Source organism: Geomonas propionica, assembly GCF_016458235.1.
In the GTDB taxonomy this organism is placed as follows: Bacteria; Desulfobacterota; Desulfuromonadia; order Geobacterales; family Geobacteraceae; genus Geomonas; species Geomonas propionica.
In genome coordinates, this window is the sequence record NZ_JAEMHK010000024.1 from 1 (window position 1) to 17675 (window position 17675).

Sequence of the window (17675 nt, forward strand, 5' to 3'; positions counted from 1 at the left end):
AAGAGTTCGAACAGCAGGAGTTTAAGATGGCAGCATAAGGGTTTTTAACGTGTCCTCTATTGCGAAGACAGGTCAGTTATTGTCTCGACAAACAATTCCATTCTCACTACGGGTTCTGTGCTACCTGACCATCTCTGCGCTGCTTAGTGCAACGTTGACCGGATGTCTTGCCGCCTCTTGGGTCGAAGCTACTGCCAAGGGTGAGCCTAAGGCCGCTGGGATCTTTGTTCTGGGCACCAAGGGGAACGCGTACGAAATCACCAGATGGTGGGGCGCGAGCCAGCCGACTTCCCAAGGCAAGGAGACTTTGATCATCCCACGCCGCAAGTTACCAGCAGGCTGTGATACCGCACGCTTTTTTCTCAATGACTCTGTCCACGAACTGCAGATCGCTCAACAGGAGAGTGCTAACTGGGTGACGGCAGACCGCCTACCGTTGATCGGTAACGGTTATCCACGCTGTGCGCTCTTGGTCTCCTATGGCTCCTTTGGGGCTCCGGCACTGGAGGGTGTTGCTGTTTCCGATGCCATGGGGCTCGTTGCGAAAAGCGAACGTCGGCAGCCCCATCCAGCCGCGTGGGCTTTGCTGCCTGTGGGAATTGTTGCGGATGTCTACATTTTCCTCGGGGCTCTGGTTACTATGCCCGTCTGGGCCCCTATTGGTCTATTGATGGAGAAAAATTCAGCAAAGAGCGAAAAGGAAACAAAAGAGAAGGAGATGGCCTCTCTTCCTGCACCCGTTGCAAAGTGCTGGAGAGAGATCGACAAATCTTTGGATAAAAGTAAGACGTCCAAGCCGGACCAGCCAGTCAGATTCAAGTGGGCTCCGGAAATGGATAACGCCTACAATCTCGCCGCGATAAACGGGGTATTCAGCGACGATACGCCCGTCTCCATCGATGCACGAGTCACCTTACGTCAGGGTAGTGTTCAAATTCCCATAAAGAACATGGACTTCATTTGGACCGATGCCGATGTTGAGTGCGGCCTTCGGGCTGGAGATGTTGTCTCAACACGTATGCAACTCCGTAAATGAATCGCCCCAACCTCACACCTAATATTTCAAGATCCGGCACCGCGGCTCAGGTACCGAGGCTCATGTCGGCTAAGCCCTTTGCGTTACCACCTCTCGGTGATTTACACATCTCCGCCCCAATTTTGCAACATTGCAAGGCTGCCCCGGGCTTTCCCAAGGCTGATCCGAGCTCCCCCCAAGAAACCTTGAATGCCATGTCGTATTTCGATTAACGATTCCTTCATTTCTCCTGTATTTCCGCCGACAAATCTGCTATGAATACTTGCTATTTCTGACGGGCCGATTCCTTCTAGCTGACCAACACAAGCCGATCGTTGGCGCCGGTTTCCCCGTCAACAGAACTACAATTTTATGTGAAAAATCGGCAATTGAATTTAGGCTCGTGCAGGACGTCCTGCTGGATTACCCTGAACCCTTGAATCTGGATATAAAATGAGTAACGACAGATACATCATGTCATTCACCACGGGCGGGCTGTTTCACCGGGAATCCGTGAAGCTGGCTACGCTCTATCTTGACCTTCGGGATTGGGATTCTGTTCGTAAGAAGGTGATTGCTGAAAACCTGTTACAGACTAGAACGCTGAATACTCTAAATCGGCTTTGTCGTGAGGTTGTTTCGCGGCTGAAGACTCTGAGTGTTGGTGAGCTTGAACTCCTTGCAGATGGCAGCTCCCAAGACCAAACATTTCTTCTGTGGCTCGCTGCTTGCCGTAGGTACAAGTTCATCGCCGATTTTGCGGTGGAAATGCTTCGAGAGCGCTACATCACGCTGAAGGCTGACTTGACCTACACTGACTTTGACTCGTTCTTCAACCAAAAGTCCGAATGGCATTCGGAATTAGATGAGATCAGTTTGGCAACACGTAGAAAATTACGGCAGGTTTTATTCAAGATGCTTCGTGAGGCCGATCTGCTATCGGCTAACGGTGTGATAAACGCTGCTATGCTCAGCCCGAAATTGCTTGATGTACTCTCGCAGGGTAGTCACCGTGATTTATCGTACTTTCCACTATTTGAATCTGATCTGAAGGGGATAGCGCCGTGACGGCAGACGTAGCAAGAATGTCAATGCAAGACAGATTTCAGCATCTTTTTGCGGTGATCTCGGGCCAACGTTTCCTCAGCAAACAAGGTCTTGGAAACGAGGTGCCGTTTTTTATCTGCCCCTTCAAACCTGAAGAGGCTGTGGATATGGAGCGACTTCAGCATCAGTTGGCCAACCGCCTTGAGCAGGTCGGTGTTCGGGTTCTAGAGATAAACTTGTACGACCTTTCGATAGAAATACTCAAAGATCGTGACGTTTGGACCCAGATTCTCGAAATGGAGGAGTCGGTATCCAAAGAGCAGCTAAAGGAATTGCTGCAAGGGGTGCTGGACCCCGAAGCGCACCTTGTCCCGGCCATAGCGACCAAGTTGGCAAGCACTGATTTCGAAGTCCTTTTTCTTTCTGGGGTTGGTGAGGTGTTTCCCTATATCCGCTCCCACAATGTTTTGAATAACCTGCAGAGCACCGCAAAAGAAAAGCCGACCATAATGTTCTTCCCCGGAGCCTACACTCACTCCTTGGAGTCCGGGGCATCACTGGATCTCTTCGGAAAGCTTCACGACGACAAGTATTACCGGGCATTCAACATTTTTCACTGCGAACCATAGCCGGGGGGCGTGTGACAACTCTTAAGACAATTTTCAAGAAGCCTGTAGACCGCCCGATTGAGGGAGTCATCAAAGCAGACGATGAAGCAAGTCTTCGACTCGAAATTGAAGAATATGTCCTGACCAACGAAGTCGAGAAACGACTTGAGTCCTTCCTGGACGCCTATAACAATTACGAAGGTGCTAACGGCGTTTGGGTCTCTGGCTTCTTTGGGTCCGGTAAATCCCACCTTTTGAAAATGCTGGCTTTCTTGCTTGAAAACCGACTGATCGATGGGACCTCAGCTCTTGACCTGTTCCTACCAAAGTGCGGTGACAACGAAATTCTGCGCGGGGATCTCAAACGGGCGGTCGCTATCCCGTCGAAAAGCATCCTGTTCAATATCGACCAGAAAGCGGATGTCATCAGCAAGACCCAGATCGACGCGCTCCTCGCGGTCTTCGTTAAGGTTTTTGACGAGATGTGTGGGTACTACGGCAAACAGGGGCACATTGCCCAGTTCGAGCGCGACCTCGACAGCCGTGGACTCTACGAGCAGTTTAAATCCTCCTATGAATCTACCGCAGGCAGAAGTTGGCAGCGAGGACGCGAACAGGCCCTATTGGAGGCGAAAAATATTGCCAAGTCCTATGCCCACGTCACAGGTGGTGACGAAACATCGGCCATGGGGATACTGGATAAGTACCGCAGCCAATACCGTGTCTCCATCGAAGACTTTGCCGAACAGGTCCACGCCTACATCGAACGGCAGTCTCCCGATTTTCGGCTGAACTTCTTCGTGGATGAGGTTGGACAGTACATTGCCGAAAACGTCAAGCTGATGACAAACCTCCAGACAATTGCTGAAAGCATGGCCACTAAGTGCCGAGGACGTGCATGGGTCATCGTGACAGCTCAGGAAGACATGGGGACGGTTGTCGGTGAGATGGGCAAACAGCAGGGCAACGACTTCTCGAAGATCCAGGCCCGATTCGCCAATCGTATGAAGCTCACCAGCGCAGATGTGGCGGAGGTTATCCAAAAACGTCTGCTCACGAAAACAGACGAAGGTGTTCGTCAACTGTCGGACATTTATCACGCGCAGTCCAACAATTTTAAGACCCTGTTCGACTTTGCCGACGGCTCGCAAACTTATCGGAACTTTCAGGACAGGGATCACTTCATTCACAGTTATCCGTTCATTCCGTACCAGTTCGTGCTGTTCCAGTCGGCCATTCAGAACCTGTCCCAGCATAATGCGTTCGAGGGAAAGCATAGTTCCGTGGGCGAACGCTCCATGCTGGGTGTGTTCCAACAGGTGGCGATTCAGATCGGAGATCATGAAGTTGGCCAGCTGGCGACCTTCGACTTGATGTTCGAGGGAATTCGCACCGCACTGAAATCCCAGATCCAAAAAGCGGTCATACAGGCAGAGGGACAGTTGGATGACGTCTTTGCTATCCGCCTGCTGAAAGTCCTGTTTCTAGTCAAATACGTTCGCGAATTTAAACCGACGATAAGAAACATCTGCATCCTGATGCTAGACCGCTTCAATCAAGATCTTCCAGCGCTGAGGAAGCGCGTCGAAGAAGCCCTCAGTCTTCTGGAACAGCAGACTTATGTGCAACGCAATGGCGAACTCTACGAATACCTCACCGACGAGGAAAAAGACGTCGAACAGGAAATCAAGAACACCGAGGTGGAGTCATCAGACGTTGCCGCTGAGCTTGAAAAAATTGTTTTCGACCACGTCATCAGACATCGCAAGATCCGTTATGACGAGAACGGTCAGGACTACCCGTTCTCTAGAAAACTTGATGATCGCTTGCACGGGCGGGAGTACGAGTTGTCCATTCATGTCATCAGCCCGTTTCATGAACACGCTGAAAGCGAGTCCATTCTGCGGATGCAGAGCATGGGCCGGGATGAGCTACTGATACTGATGCCAGCTGATGAACGCCTGGTTCGCGACATCCTCATGTACAAGCGGACTGAGAAATACATCCGCCAAAACATCTCTATCACACAGCAGGAGGCGGTGAAACGCATCCTGACTGATAAAGGCTTCCAAAACCGGGAACGGTATGCGGATCTGCAACAGCGCGTTCAAAGCTTGATGGGACAGGCCAAACTTTTGGTGGCAGGTGCTGACATCGAAATTGGTTCGCAGGATGCGCAGACCCGAGTGCTGCGTGGATTCTATGAACTTATTTCTCGGGCTTACCCGAACCTTCGCATGCTGCGTGGCATCAACTACACCGAAAATGACATCGCCAAATACCTGAAGTATTCACAGGAGGGGCTGTTCGGCAACGATGCCACTTCCCTTGCCGAATCCGAGCAGGAGCTTTTGGCATTCATTCAAAGCAACAACCGGGGTGGTGTCCGTACCACACTGAAAAACCTATTGGAAAAATTCGAGCGCAAACCCTACGGCTGGTACTATGCCGCCGTACTTTGTACGCTGGCCAATCTGTGTGCTCGCGGCAAGGTCGAGGTTCGCACGGACGGCAACCTGCTGGAAGAAGACGAGTTAGAGCGGGCGCTGCGGAACACTCACGCACACGGGAATGTGGTGTTAGAGCCTCAGGTTGAATTTACTGCATCGCAGGTCCGGGCTCTCAAGGAATTCTTTGAGGACTTCTTTGATGCTCCTCCACGTGCCGGTGAAGCAAAGGCGCTGGGGAAAGAAACCGGCGCTGCGCTTCAGGAACTCACACATCAACTTACCCCGTTGGCGGCTCAGGCATCGCAATATCCGTTCCTGAATGCGTTGATCCCGGTACTCGAAAAACTCAAGGAGCTGAACGGGAAGCCCTATACCTGGTACCTGACTGAACTCACTCGTCAGGAAGATGCGCTGCTCGACATGAAGGAACAGATCATAGACCCTCTCCGCAAGTTCATGAGCGGTTCACTTAAAGGAATCTTCGATGACGCCCGTAAGTTTGTCCAATCCCAGGAGCCAAACTTTGCCTATATCGAAGGTGATGAAGCAGCTCAGGTGGTCGCCTGCCTGACCGATCCTGATTGTTTCAAGGGCAACCGCATGCAGCAGGTGAAGACGCAAATCGAAATTTTGGAGGAGAAAGTCACTGCACAAATAGAGGCCGAGATTACCAACGCCAAGGAGACGGTTGCCGCCCTCAAAGGCCGCCTCTGCAGCATGGCTGAATTTGGCACATTGAGCGGGGAACAGCAGGAGCTGATTACTCGACCGCTCATAGATTTTAACGCCGCGATTGAGCGTCAGAAGCTGATAGCCGTCATTCGCGACACCCTGCGCCGGTTTGAGGAAAACGACTACCAGCGTCTGCTTTCGCAGATGGCATCCTGGGCGCAACCGGCACCAGCACCCGAGCCTGCACCGGAACCCGGTGGAAGCACCACGCCGGATGAAGGGACGAAATCTACGCCCCCCGCAAAGCCGGAACCGCGAATCGAGTATGTGCCCAGCCGGTCGGTGAAAGTTTCCTTCGATAAAGCTTGGCTGGCCGATGAGACGGATGTGGAACGCTACCTGGAATCCATGCGCAAGGCCCTGCTGGATGAAATTAGCAAAGGGAAAAGGATTCAAATATGATTGAGCGTCTTGAATTTAGAAACTTCACGGCCTTCACCGGCCTTACGCTGGATCTCTCGCCCAAGATCAATGTTATCATCGGCGAGAACGGCACCGGCAAAACCCACCTGCTCAAGGCGGCTTATGGCCTTTGTGCCGGTGCACCCCTATTCAAAAACAAACCTGATACCAGCGAGGATGAGCTCGAAGCGGCGCTGACTGCCAAGCTGCTCCGGCTCTTCATGCCGCTGGACGACAAGCTCGGCAAGATGCATTGCCAAGGCGCGACCGACCAGGCCTATCTATCGGCCAAGTTCGCAGGGGGGCAGAAAATCGCCACGACTTTCTTCAACAACTCCAAGGCGCTGGCCGTTCAGGATCGCGCTAACTACGCGCAGTACCAAGCCGAGGCAGTTTTCATCCCAACGAAAGAAGTCCTCTCGTTCATGAAGGGGTTCAACAGCTTGTACGAGAAATACGGGCTCTCCTTTGATCAGACCTACCAGGACATCTGTCTGCTGCTGGATCTCCCGGAGGTACGCCCGGAAACCCTGCACGAAAAATCCAAATGGGCCATGGCGGAAATCGAAGGCATCTGTCGTGGCCGATTCGTTTTCTATGGTGGCGGCAAGGTCACCTTCAAGACCGAGAATGCTGAATACTCCGCCAACTCGATGGCCGAGGGATTCCGCAAGGCGGGGATGCTCTCGCGCCTTTTGGAGACCGGTGCGATCCAGCCCGGCGTCAGTGGTCCGCTGTTTTGGGACGAGCCCGAATCCAACCTGAATCCAAAGTTGATGGAGTTGCTCGTGCAGATTCTGATGGAGCTGTCGCGCAACGGCCAGCAGATCATTCTGACGACACATGATTACGTGCTGCTCAAGTGGTTCGATCTGCTTATGGACAAGGGCGAGGGTGACCATGTGCGCTTTCATGCTTTATATCGGGATCGTCAATCAGCACAGGTCAAAATTTACTCCACTGATGATTATCGTGAAATTGAAAAAAATCCGATAGCTGAGGCCTTCAATCACTTGACGATTGCCCATGCGAAATCACGTCTGAAGGGGGCCGTGAGTGAATAAGCTTGAAGAAGACGGCCTTCAGATTGATTTCGTTGGTGCTCGGCACGCGATGAAATTCGATCAGAATGACCCCGAACTTCCCCAATATCATGACCTTCAGAACATGCCCAGAGTGGACTTCATAGTTGAAATGGAGGACGCAATCTATTTCATTGAAGTGAAAGATCCAGGTCGACCTGATGCAGTTGATGTCGGCAGCACAAAGCTTCTCAAAAAAATTGTGGAGGGCACTCTCGAAGCTTCGCTGATTGAAAAATATCTCTTTTCCTTTTTCTTTCGCTGGGCCGAACGCCGTTTAGAAAAGTCAGTTCACTACGTCTCACTTATCACTCTGGAAAGCCCATTGCTACAGCCCATCATTGATGGACTCGAAAGGCAACTGACCAACTTTTCCAAGAAATCCGTTCGATGGGATCGTGAGCCACTAGCGAGTTGCCAAGTCCATAACATGGAAACATGGAAAGTCGTGTTCCCAGATTGGCCGGTCACCCGCCTGGCCGCTGCTGCAGCCGGAGGAGCCTAAATAGATGGAAACAGCAAAACTCAAAAAATTTGCTCAATTCGCCCGGCGCAGTCTGATGGAACAGGTATCCGCCAAGCTCAAGTTGGTGCTGGTCGAGAACAGCGCCGCACGTCGTGAAAGTGCTGAGGCTATCAAGAAACTTGAAGATGCAATCAAAGGGCACGGCCAGGAGCAGGTCGTCGAGCGAGTTGCCTACATCTGGTTCAACCGCTTTTGCGCCTTGCGTTTCATGGACGTAAATCGCTACAACCGCATCGGTGTGGTGTCACCAGCCGAAGGGCAGTTTCAACCCGAGATTTTGGCAGAGGCCAAAATGGGCCATATCGACGACGAGATGGTACCGGAGAAAGTTCGGCTACAGATCTTTGCTCTGCTCGATGGCAAAGCGCCTAGCCTCAATCCACAGAGCGAGGCCTACCGCCTGTTGGTGGTCGCTGTCTGCAACTTCTGGAACAAAGCCATGCCGTTTCTGTTTGAGCGCATCGATGATTTCACCGAACTGCTAATGCCGGAAGATTTGCTCTCAGGTAACTCGATACTGGCCTTTACCCGTGAGGCGATGACGCCAAACGTCTGCAAGGATGTCGAGGTGATTGGCTGGCTCTACCAGTTCTACATCTCCGAGAAGAAGGACGAGGTGTTCGAGGGGCTGAAAAAGAACAAGAAGATCTCTGCCGAAAACATCCCCGCCGCCACTCAGCTCTTCACCCCTCACTGGATCGTGCGCTACCTGGTGGAAAACTCCCTTGGCCGTCTGTGGGTGCTCAACCGTCCCGGCTCGAAATTGGTCGAGCTGATGGACTATTACTTCCACCCTCAACAAGCCGAGACGGACTTCCTGCGCATCTCCAAGCCGGAGGAGATCAAGATCTGCGACCCCGCCTGCGGCTCCGGCCACATGCTCACCTACGCCTTCGACCTTCTCTACGCCATCTACGAGGAGGAAGGCTACGAGCCAGCCGAGATTCCAGAGAAGATCCTCACGAATAACCTCTACGGTATCGAGATCGACGAACGCGCCGGGGAGTTGGCCGCCTTTGCCCTGACCATGAAGGCCCGTGCCAAACAGCGCCGGTTTTTCAACAAGGGCGTCAAGCCAAACATTTGCGTGCTGGAGAATGTGCACTTCGACGGGAGTGAGCTGAAGGAGTACATGGACTTTGTCGGGCGGGACCTGTTTACCGTGCTACTGCAAACCACCCTGCACCAATTCGAAGAGGCCGACAACTTCGGCTCCCTGATCCGTCCGGGTGTTACCGACGTGGACGGTATGCTCAGGATTCTAGAGTCAAAGAACGTCTCAGGGCAGCTGTTTATTAGCATGACTCATCAGAGGGTTCTGCAAGCCCTGCGGCAGGCCGATTACCTGAGCCCGAAATATCATGTTGTGATTGCCAATCCGCCGTATATGGGCGGAGGCGGCATGAACGCGAGACTCAAAGTATTTTCCCAAGACAATTATCAGGATAGTAGGGCCGATCTTTTTGCAATGTTTATTGAGCGCAATTTAGACCTCGCACAACATCGCGGGTGCATTGCAATGATAACAATGCAAAGCTGGATGTTTTTATCATCCTTCGAGACGCTGCGAGCAAAATTGCTAATCAGTGACACTGTTCTTTCGATGGCTCATTTAGGGGCGCGTGCATTCGATAGCATCGGTGGAGAGGTTGTGTCCACAACTGCATTCGTCATTAAAAAAGCAAAAAGCCCAGACTACAAAGGAAGCTACATCAAGCTTACTGAAGGAAACAGTGAGGCCGAGAAAAATGCCGCGTTGGTTTCAAGTCAAAACAGCCCTTATTTCGTTTCAGCTGCAGAGCTAAAACAAATTCCCGGCAATCCTATTGCTTATTGGATTAGCAAAGCTGGATACCAAGCTTTCTCTTTGCCGCCGATGTCTGAGGTAGGTTCAACCCGCCGGGGCTTGCAGACTGGAAACAAAGATGAATTTATTCGCAATTGGTTCGAATGTGAGGCCAAAAATATCGAGTGGCGCAAGCTGAGCAAAGAGGATGCCTCGGAAAGTGAAGTTAAATGGTTTCAATTTAACAATGGGGGGAGTTTTCGTAAGTGGTATGGAAACCTGGATCTGGTTGTGAACTGGCGGAACGATGGCGAAGACATAAAAAAATCAGGCAAAGCAATAATTCCTAGCGAATCTCTATATTTCAAGTCAGCAGTATGTTGGGCGAGATTGACTACCGGCAATAACGCTTTCAGGCTTCATCCACACGGCATTATTCCTGGTGATCTATCTCCATGTTTTTACAGTCATGAATTAGACTTGGCAATGGCATACTATAACAGCAAGTGTGCAAACTATTTTTTGAATGCCATCAATCCGACCATCACCAAAACAGTCGGTGATGTGGCTCGAATTCCCAGCTTCGCTACATCAAACAAAAATCTGGGTATTGTAAAAAATACGCAGGAGTTGGTGTCGTCACACAACCGTGATTGGGATTCATTTGAAACCTCTTGGGATTTCAAAAGCTTACCACTGCTGAATCCTGACTTCCGCCAGCCAACTCTGAAGGTCACCCACCAGACGCTTCGCGCCCATTGGCTGGAGATAACGCTGGGTATGCAACAGCTGGAGGAAGAGAACAACCGCATCTTCATTGACGCCTACGGCCTGCAGGATGAGCTGACGCCCGAGGTGCCGCTCGACGAGATCACCCTGACCTGCAACCCGCACTACCGCTACGACAACGACAAGAGCGAAGACGAGCTGGAGGCGCTGCTGCTGGCCGACACCATGAGGGAGCTAGTCTCTTATGCGGTGGGTTGCATGTTCGGCCGTTACGCCCTGGATAAGCCTGGATTGATCTTAGCTAACCAGGGCGAGACCTTCGATGACTATGTGGAGCGGGTTCCGGAGCCGAGCTTCCCAGCCGATGATGACAACGTCATCCCAATGCTCGATGGCGACTGGTTTACCGATGATGTCGTCGAGCATTTCCGCAAGTTCCTGCGCGTAGCATTTGGTGAAGAGCACTATGATGAAAACCTCCGATTCGTCGAGCAGGCGCTGAACATTAAAGGCAAGCGCAACTACGGTATCCGCGATTATTTTCTGGGCGAGTTCTACAATGACCATGTGAAGCGTTACAAGAAGCGTCCCATCTACTGGCTGTTTTCTAGCCCCAAGGGCAGTTTCAACGCACTGATATATATGCACCGATACCGCCCGGACACCGTTAGCGTGGTGCTCAACAACTACCTTCGCGAGTTCCGCACGAAGCTCAACTCCCACAAGAATCATCTGGAAGCGGTCAGCATTAGCGCAAGTGCTTCCCAGGGTGAGAAGACCAATGCCCTGAAGGAAATCGAAAAGATCACCAAGATGATTTCTGAGCTGGAGGAGTATGAGCGCGAGGTACTTTATCCGCTGGCCACCGAGCAGGTACAGATTGACCTTGATGACGGCGTGAAGGTCAACTACCCAAAGTTCGGGACAGCCTTGAAGAAAATCGTCGGGCTTGATGCGAATGAGGAGTAAGGAGCAAGTTTTATGGAAAACCGCATAGCCCAGGCCCTGACCAAGCTCTTTGATCGGCACCGGATTGTCTTCTGGTACGATGCAAAGCAGGAGCTGCGAGGCGATTTCGAGTCGCTGTCGCTGCCGGGCATCCAGAAGTTGGAACTCATGAACAACGAGTACAGCATGAAGTACAGGCTGCTGCGTGAGCAGCCTGACCAGAAATTCCTGCTTTACCGGGAAGGGGCTCAGCCCGCCGATCTGGATAACTGGCTTCTTGATGTGCAACTCGCCCACGGCGAGTTCCGGACTGACCAAGTAGCTATCTGGCTGTCCGAACTGGAGCTAGGCCTGGAGTTCGCGGATGTGGTGCAGGCGCATGCAGAGTTCTTTCAGGCGGTGAAACGCAAGGACGCTGTGAAAAAGCTGCTAGATGCGAACGACACCGCCGGTCAAATTCGTCTAAAGATGCTGGCCGTCTGCACCGGCAGCGAGCCTCGTATGGATGCAGTGGTGGAAAACCTGCTGCAGGAACTGGCCGACGGCCGGGAGGAAAAGAACAAGCTAGTCGACCGGTGCAGCTTGGACCGTTTCCTCTGGGAACAGATGACCCGCTGCTATGGCTATAAGTCCGACGAGCCAGGCATCCGCGACTTTGTCATTGAGCTGTTCAAATCATGCTATGCCATGGGCACAGATGGCCAAGTAAAATTGACCAGCGATGCCCTCGTTTTCCTCAAACGCTGGAAGGACAGCCGCCAGTTCGAAGAAGGCTTCGAAACGCTCTCGGGAGAATGTGCTGAGGTCCTCGGGATTGAGCAGGATCTGGCCAAGCGGGATTTCCGTGAGTTGATTGAACTGGACTACTTCCGTCTGATCGATCAGAAAATCATCACTGATCTGGTGCGGACCGTCGCATCCCGCACGGCTTCCAGTGGGGATGTATCGCTCTGGGTCCGCCAGCGGCGACAGGGCCACTGGTATAACGAATACCGACATCTGTATGAAGCCATCGATTACGGAGCTCAGTTCATTTATTCCTTAGCCGAGGCCAACCTCCAAATGGAGAGCCTTGCTGAAGGGGTGCAGCGCTATAGCCGCTTCTGGTACCTGCTCGACCAGCTTTATCGCAAGTTCACCTATCACGTGCGCATGTCCGGGCAGGCATCGCTAATGAGTACCCTGACCAACCAGATTGAAAACCTATATTCCAACAACTACCTGCTGAAGCTGGGCGACCGCTTCCAGATTTTTGTGGATACGGCATCGAAGTGGGAAGCCTTCCCCGTGCGCAAACAGAAGGAGTTCTTTGAACACTGGGTCCAGCCGTTCCTTCGTAAGGACAATAAAGTCTGCGTTATTATCTCTGACGCCATGCGTTATGAAGTCGGCGATGAGCTGCTGGGGCTGATCCGCCAGGAGGATCGTTACAGCGCAGAATTGGAACCGATGCTTTCGATGTTGCCCAGCTATACCCAGCTAGGCATGGCGGCGCTACTGCCCAACAACACGCTAACAATTGCCGACAATGAAACGGGTACCGTGCTGGTGGATAATCAAAGCTCTCAGGGCACGGCCAACCGAATGAAGATCCTCAGCCAGGCAATCAGTCAACGGGCGACCGCCTGCAAGGCCGATGAGCTTATGGCCATGAAGGGGGATGACTGCCGGGCACTGCTACGCGAACACGACGTGATTTACGTTTACCACAACCGCATAGACTCGACCGGTGACAAGCGGGAATCCGAGGAGCGGGTTTTTGAAGCGGTGGAGGAAACCCTACAGGATCTGGTTCGCCTCATCAAGAAGCTGACCGGGGCCAACGCCAATAACTTGCTGCTGACCTCGGACCATGGTTTCATTTACCAGAACCGCGCCATCGACGAGAGCGACTTTTCCGGAGCCGAGGCCGAGGGAGATCAGATTTTATTCCGCGACCGCCGGTTTGTCCTCGGGAAGGGTCTCACCGAGGCAGCGAGTCTGCACAAGTTCACCTCGGAACAGCTTAGCCTTGCCGGACAGGTGGAGGTGCAGATTCCCAAATCAATCAACCGCTTGCGCCTGAAAGGATCCGGCAGCCGTTATGTGCATGGCGGCGCGTCGTTGCAAGAAGTGGTTATTCCGGTGCTCAAGATCAACAAGAAGCGCCAGAGCGATGTTTCCGCTGTCGAGGTCGACATCCTACGTGGAGCCAGTTCGGTGATTACTGCTGGCCAACTGGCTGTGACAATGTATCAGGCCAGTCCGGTAACGGACAAGGTCCAGCCGCGTATGCTACGCGCTGGCATCTACACCGAAGCCGGAGATCTGATCTCTGACAGCCACGACCTGACCTTTGACCTAAGCTCGGATAATCCCCGAGAGCGGGAGCTGCAGGTGCGATTTGTACTGACCCGCAAGGCTGACGAGGCCAATGGTCAAGAAGTCATCCTTCGACTGGAGGAAAAGCACGCCGGAACTTCCCATTTCAAGGAGTATAAATCGCTTAGATACTTGATGCGGCGCTCATTTACCAGCGATTTCGACTTTTAAGGACAGGTGATCGATGAACGAACTTGACCAAAAGATCAACAAATACTTTCCAGGACTCGTTGTTCGCAAGGATCTCGTCAAGACGGTCAAGGGTAACGCCATTGTTCCGTCCTACGTGTTGGAGTACCTGTTAGGACAGTATTGCGCCACCAGCGACGAACCGACCATCCAGACCGGCATTGAAACAGTGAAAGAGATCCTGCGCAAGCATTACGTTCATCGCAACGAGGCTGGCCTGGTTCGATCTCACATCAAAGAAAAAGGGCGATACAAGGTCATTGACAAAATCAGCGTGGCCCTGAACGACAAGGCTGACGTCTACGAGGCAGAGTTCTCCAACCTCGGCATCAAAAAGGTTTTGGTCGACTCGGGTACGGTGAAGACGCACCCCAAGCTTCTGGTCAGCGGCGTGTGGTGCATCGCTGACGTCGAGTATGAATTCACCGAAGACAAGAGCGCCTGTCCCTGGATCTTGTCCACTATTAAGCCTATACAGCTATCCCACTTCGACTTTGACGGTTATGTTGAGGCCCGCAAACAATTCACCACCAACGAGTGGATCGACCTGCTTGTGCAGAGCATTGGCTTCAATCCCGAGATGTTCAGCAAGCGCAGCAAGCTGACCCAGCTAATCCGGCTGATCCCGTTCTGCGAGCGCAACTACAACCTAATTGAGCTTGGCCCCAAGGGTACTGGCAAATCACATATCTATTCCGAGTTCTCGCCCCACGGTATCCTGATCTCCGGAGGCGAGGTCACGGTTCCCAAACTGTTCGTGAACAACTCCACAGGGAAGATCGGCCTGGTTGGCTACTGGGATTGCGTTGCCTTCGACGAGTTTGCCGGAAAGCAGAAGCGCGTGGACAAGGCGTTGGTCGACATCATGAAGAACTACATGGCCAATAAGTCGTTTTCCCGTGGCGTCGAGACGCTAGGAGCTGAGGCGTCAATGGCCTTCGTGGGAAATACCCAGCACACTGTGCCCTACATGCTTAAGCACTCCGACCTGTTTTGCGAACTGCCCGAAAAGTTCTACGACTCCGCGTTCCTCGACCGCATTCATTTCTATATCCCTGGCTGGGAGATCGACATCATTCGGGGGGAGATGTTCTCCAGCAGTTACGGTTTCGTGGTGGACTACTTGGCAGAGATCCTGCGCTCGCTTCGCAACCACGACTACTCGGATCGCTACAAAGAACATTTCACTCTCTCCTCCGACATTTCGACGAGGGACCGCGACGGCATTAACAAGACGTTCTCTGGCCTGATGAAGATACTCTTCCCCCAAGGTGGAGCGTCCAAGGAAGATGTCGAGGAGTTACTAAGGTTTGCTATCGAAGGCCGCAAGCGTGTTAAGGATCAACTGATGCGGATCGATTCTACCTACAGCAACGTCCGCTTTTCCTACCTCGATTCAGATGGGCAGACCAAATCGATCACCACGCTTGAAGAGGAGGAATACTCCAACCACTACCACAAGACCATTGCCGAGGGCGAAGACTACGAGATTTCCGATTCGCAAGAAGCTACCTTGCCACTTCCGCCGTCCGAAATGACAACGGCCGAGCCTGTCCTCAAGGAAAAACACCTCACGTTTCAGGAGAACCAGAAGGGGCTCTCTTACGATACGCTGCTAGGCTCCTACCTCAGAGGAACCGCCGCGATCACGGTCACTGACCCGTACATCCGTCTGTTTTACCAAATGCGCAACTTCATGGAATTTCTTGAAACCGTGGTAAAGCATAAGGCCCCAGACGAGGAGGTGTCTGTTCATCTGGTGACGACAGAAGACGAGTTTAAAGGCGAACAGCAAAAGGAAAACTTTGAAAAAATTCAGGAGACTGCCCGTGCGGTAGGTGTAAACTTCACTTGGGAGTTTGACGGAACCGGTACTATCCATGCTCGCCATATCGTGACCGACCACGGCTGGAAAATCTCTCTGGATCGGGGTCTCGATATATTCCAGCATTACGAGATGAACAATGCTTTTTCCTTTGCCAACCGGCTGCAGCAGTTCCGCCCCTGCAAAGCTTTCGAGGTGACTTTTATCAAGTACAGGCATGGAGCGGAGGAGGGAGACTGAGCCTGGCCGAGACGCTGCACGGCTCTCCGCTACCAGATTCCGACGAGCAACCTGACGGAGGACCAGGCCCGCAGGTGGCTTGATGCCGAGATAGCCCGCTGCATGCCGAGACAGACAAGGTCATTACGAGGATGGATCTGGAGTGTATCTTCAAGGACGTCACCTACGAGACGCTTAAGGAGGAGAACCTTGCCGAGGTCCTCAAGAAGGAATTCCCCCTAGTCGACTGGGACAAACCGTTCTCCGAGTTTATCGCTGCCAAAGAGTCAAGATAAGTACCGCGCTGCGCATGGCCACAACGCCAGGCGTATCGGTTTACGCCACACACCAGCCCCCCTTGCAAAGCGGGCTACGGCGGTAGAGAGCGAATGGGTTCCGACCTTTGGGGGGGGACGTTGTTGATAAATTGACATTTGAACAGGGAAATGTAAGGACGCTGTTGAGATTTTGAAATTCCCCCTCTAACAACGTGTTGGTGCAGAGTGGTGCAATTGTCGTACTTGAACACCACTTTTGGGTAGATCTCTGGAGTCTGCCCCGTATGGCGGTTGTATTTACAAATTATTCTGCATAAAAATCTTCTTCAACTGCTCAATGGCTTCTGGTGAAAGCCTAATGCTTTGGCTTTTCTTACCGTTGATTTCTCTTTGAGCTGACCCATACGTGTCCAACTGTAGATATCTTTTTCCTTCCACTTCTATGACATCGTAGGTGCAGTCTACCACAGTGTGCTTTGATTCTCTTTCGAGAGATTGACGGGTAATTTTCGTTACGATTGCCATTTAGTCGTTTCTCCTTTCCTTAATGAGTGCTAGGTCTCCAATATCTTCTATTCTTTCTTTTTATACGCTTGGGGAGCAACGTTCCGGCACTTTTGCTCGAGTTGATGCGAAATACGTTGGATCATCTCTTGGGAAAACTGTGCCTCCGTCCGAATTTTCGTCAAAAACTGAGGCGTTTTCCCGTTATAAATGATGGGATATGGCTTCTTCCGATCTATGAACCATCCAGGTAGCGCCAGCACGGGGCGTACGGCGATCTGATCTCCCACTGCACTACTCAACCACTGTGATAACCAGGATGCTTGTCGCTTCGCTTGTTCTAATGGATCCTGTTCCCGCCAATGAGGAAACTGCAGGTAATCTCCATCATAAGTGACTCTGGCATCCGCCTGTCCTTTGCCCCGATCAGGCTTCGCCCGCCCCTTTGTCTCTATAGCGAACACTCCGTTTTCTGCAACAACAATATGGTCAATGTTAAACTTGTCAGCTTGGAAGTCATGAAAAACATGACAACCTTCAAGCATCAGTTGATTCAGCTCTTGACCGACCGCGCGCTCACAATCAAGCCCCAGTTGTTCATTGTGTCTTTGTTTAATTGCCTTGCTTAGCCGATACCCAAAATGGCCTACGAATATCACCGTCAAAGCACAGTAACTCCACGGAGAAATTTTAGTGTCGGTGAAATACCGAGTGCTGAGGTAGGCTGAGTAGAAGAACAACGGGACTATACCTGTAAAAGCTAAATAATCCTGGATCTCGTCGTTTAACTGCTCGATTCTACCATTGATTGACTCACCGGGGTTACGGAACATTTGATACGTCAGTGGGTTCCTGCGGTGTTTGCGTTGGTGGCGAATCCATAACCCGACACAAATGGGTACAGTGAGGGACAGGGCAAAGAAGGCTAGTGGCAAAAGTTGGACGAAAAATATGGTCATGTAGATCTACCTTTG

Annotated in this window: 12 protein-coding genes; 10 read left to right on the forward strand and 2 right to left on the reverse strand. The window is 52.0% G+C overall.

Features of this window, described 5'->3' with window-relative positions; all coding sequences use genetic code 11:
* Nucleotides 1–307 precede the first annotated feature (307 nt).
* From JFN90_RS21460 to JFN90_RS21505, 10 genes are all read left to right on the forward strand, one after another.
* The gene (locus JFN90_RS21460; protein WP_199397176.1) at nucleotides 308–1036 is read left to right on the forward strand and encodes a hypothetical protein; all 729 of its coding nucleotides are present in this window, start codon (nucleotides 308–310) and stop codon (nucleotides 1034–1036) included.
* A 432-nt stretch (nucleotides 1037–1468) separates the two neighbouring features.
* On the forward strand, nucleotides 1469–2083 hold the full coding sequence (locus tag JFN90_RS21465; RefSeq protein WP_199397177.1) for a DUF1819 family protein: 615 nt from the start codon (nucleotides 1469–1471) through the stop codon (nucleotides 2081–2083).
* Complete coding sequence (locus JFN90_RS21470; RefSeq protein WP_199397178.1) at nucleotides 2080–2691, forward strand: DUF1788 domain-containing protein; 612 nt, start codon at nucleotides 2080–2082, stop codon at nucleotides 2689–2691. Before JFN90_RS21465 ends, JFN90_RS21470 begins: the two co-directional genes overlap by 4 nt.
* A gap of 11 nt (nucleotides 2692–2702) precedes the next feature.
* Nucleotides 2703–6254, forward strand: a complete 3552-nt coding sequence (brxC, locus tag JFN90_RS21475) for a BREX system P-loop protein BrxC (RefSeq protein ID WP_199397179.1) — start codon at nucleotides 2703–2705, stop codon at nucleotides 6252–6254.
* Nucleotides 6251–7318, forward strand: coding sequence for an AAA family ATPase (locus tag JFN90_RS21480; RefSeq protein WP_199397180.1), 1068 nt, complete (start codon nucleotides 6251–6253; stop codon nucleotides 7316–7318). The genes brxC and JFN90_RS21480 overlap by 4 nt, the downstream gene beginning before the upstream one ends.
* A complete protein-coding gene (locus JFN90_RS21485; RefSeq protein ID WP_199397181.1) occupies nucleotides 7311–7841 on the forward strand; it encodes a hypothetical protein in 531 nt (176 codons plus the stop codon). Before JFN90_RS21480 ends, JFN90_RS21485 begins: the two co-directional genes overlap by 8 nt.
* Before the next feature lie 4 nt (nucleotides 7842–7845).
* The gene (pglX, locus tag JFN90_RS21490; protein WP_199397182.1) at nucleotides 7846–11346 is read left to right on the forward strand and encodes a BREX-1 system adenine-specific DNA-methyltransferase PglX; all 3501 of its coding nucleotides are present in this window, start codon (nucleotides 7846–7848) and stop codon (nucleotides 11344–11346) included.
* Nucleotides 11347–11358: 12 nt separating this feature from the next.
* Nucleotides 11359–13857 (forward strand): BREX-1 system phosphatase PglZ type A, encoded by a 2499-nt coding sequence (pglZ, locus tag JFN90_RS21495; RefSeq protein WP_199397183.1) that lies wholly within the window; start codon nucleotides 11359–11361, stop codon nucleotides 13855–13857.
* Between the two features lie 13 nt (nucleotides 13858–13870).
* The gene (gene brxL, locus JFN90_RS21500; RefSeq protein ID WP_199397184.1) at nucleotides 13871–15940 is read left to right on the forward strand and encodes a BREX system Lon protease-like protein BrxL; all 2070 of its coding nucleotides are present in this window, start codon (nucleotides 13871–13873) and stop codon (nucleotides 15938–15940) included.
* Nucleotides 15941–16071: 131 nt separating this feature from the next.
* Complete coding sequence (locus JFN90_RS21505; RefSeq protein WP_199397185.1) at nucleotides 16072–16215, forward strand: hypothetical protein; 144 nt, start codon at nucleotides 16072–16074, stop codon at nucleotides 16213–16215.
* Nucleotides 16216–16494: 279 nt separating this feature from the next.
* Here the strand turns inward: JFN90_RS21505 and JFN90_RS21510 are convergent, their stop codons facing one another.
* Together JFN90_RS21510 and JFN90_RS21515 are read right to left on the reverse strand one after the other, a co-directional pair.
* Nucleotides 16495–16722, reverse strand: a complete 228-nt coding sequence (locus JFN90_RS21510) for a hypothetical protein (RefSeq protein WP_199397186.1) — start codon at nucleotides 16720–16722, stop codon at nucleotides 16495–16497.
* Between the two features lie 47 nt (nucleotides 16723–16769).
* On the reverse strand, nucleotides 16770–17660 hold the full coding sequence (locus JFN90_RS21515) for a nuclease-related domain-containing protein (RefSeq protein WP_199397187.1): 891 nt from the start codon (nucleotides 17658–17660) through the stop codon (nucleotides 16770–16772).
* Nucleotides 17661–17675: the final 15 nt, after the last annotated feature.

What these genes read in the sequence shown, in the direction of transcription:
- JFN90_RS21465 (WP_199397177.1), top strand. Translation starts at nt 1,469, where the DNA reads ATGAGTAACGACAGATACATCATGTCATTCACCACGGGCGGGCTGTTT.
- JFN90_RS21480 (WP_199397180.1), top strand. Translation starts at nt 6,251, where the DNA reads ATGATTGAGCGTCTTGAATTTAGAAACTTCACGGCCTTCACCGGCCTT.
- pglX (WP_199397182.1), top strand. Translation starts at nt 7,846, where the DNA reads ATGGAAACAGCAAAACTCAAAAAATTTGCTCAATTCGCCCGGCGCAGT.
- pglZ (WP_199397183.1), top strand. Translation starts at nt 11,359, where the DNA reads ATGGAAAACCGCATAGCCCAGGCCCTGACCAAGCTCTTTGATCGGCAC.
- brxL (WP_199397184.1), top strand. Translation starts at nt 13,871, where the DNA reads ATGAACGAACTTGACCAAAAGATCAACAAATACTTTCCAGGACTCGTT.
- JFN90_RS21505 (WP_199397185.1), top strand. Translation starts at nt 16,072, where the DNA reads ATGGATCTGGAGTGTATCTTCAAGGACGTCACCTACGAGACGCTTAAG.
- JFN90_RS21510 (WP_199397186.1), bottom strand. Translation starts at nt 16,722, where the DNA reads ATGGCAATCGTAACGAAAATTACCCGTCAATCTCTCGAAAGAGAATCA.
- JFN90_RS21515 (WP_199397187.1), bottom strand. Translation starts at nt 17,660, where the DNA reads ATGACCATATTTTTCGTCCAACTTTTGCCACTAGCCTTCTTTGCCCTG.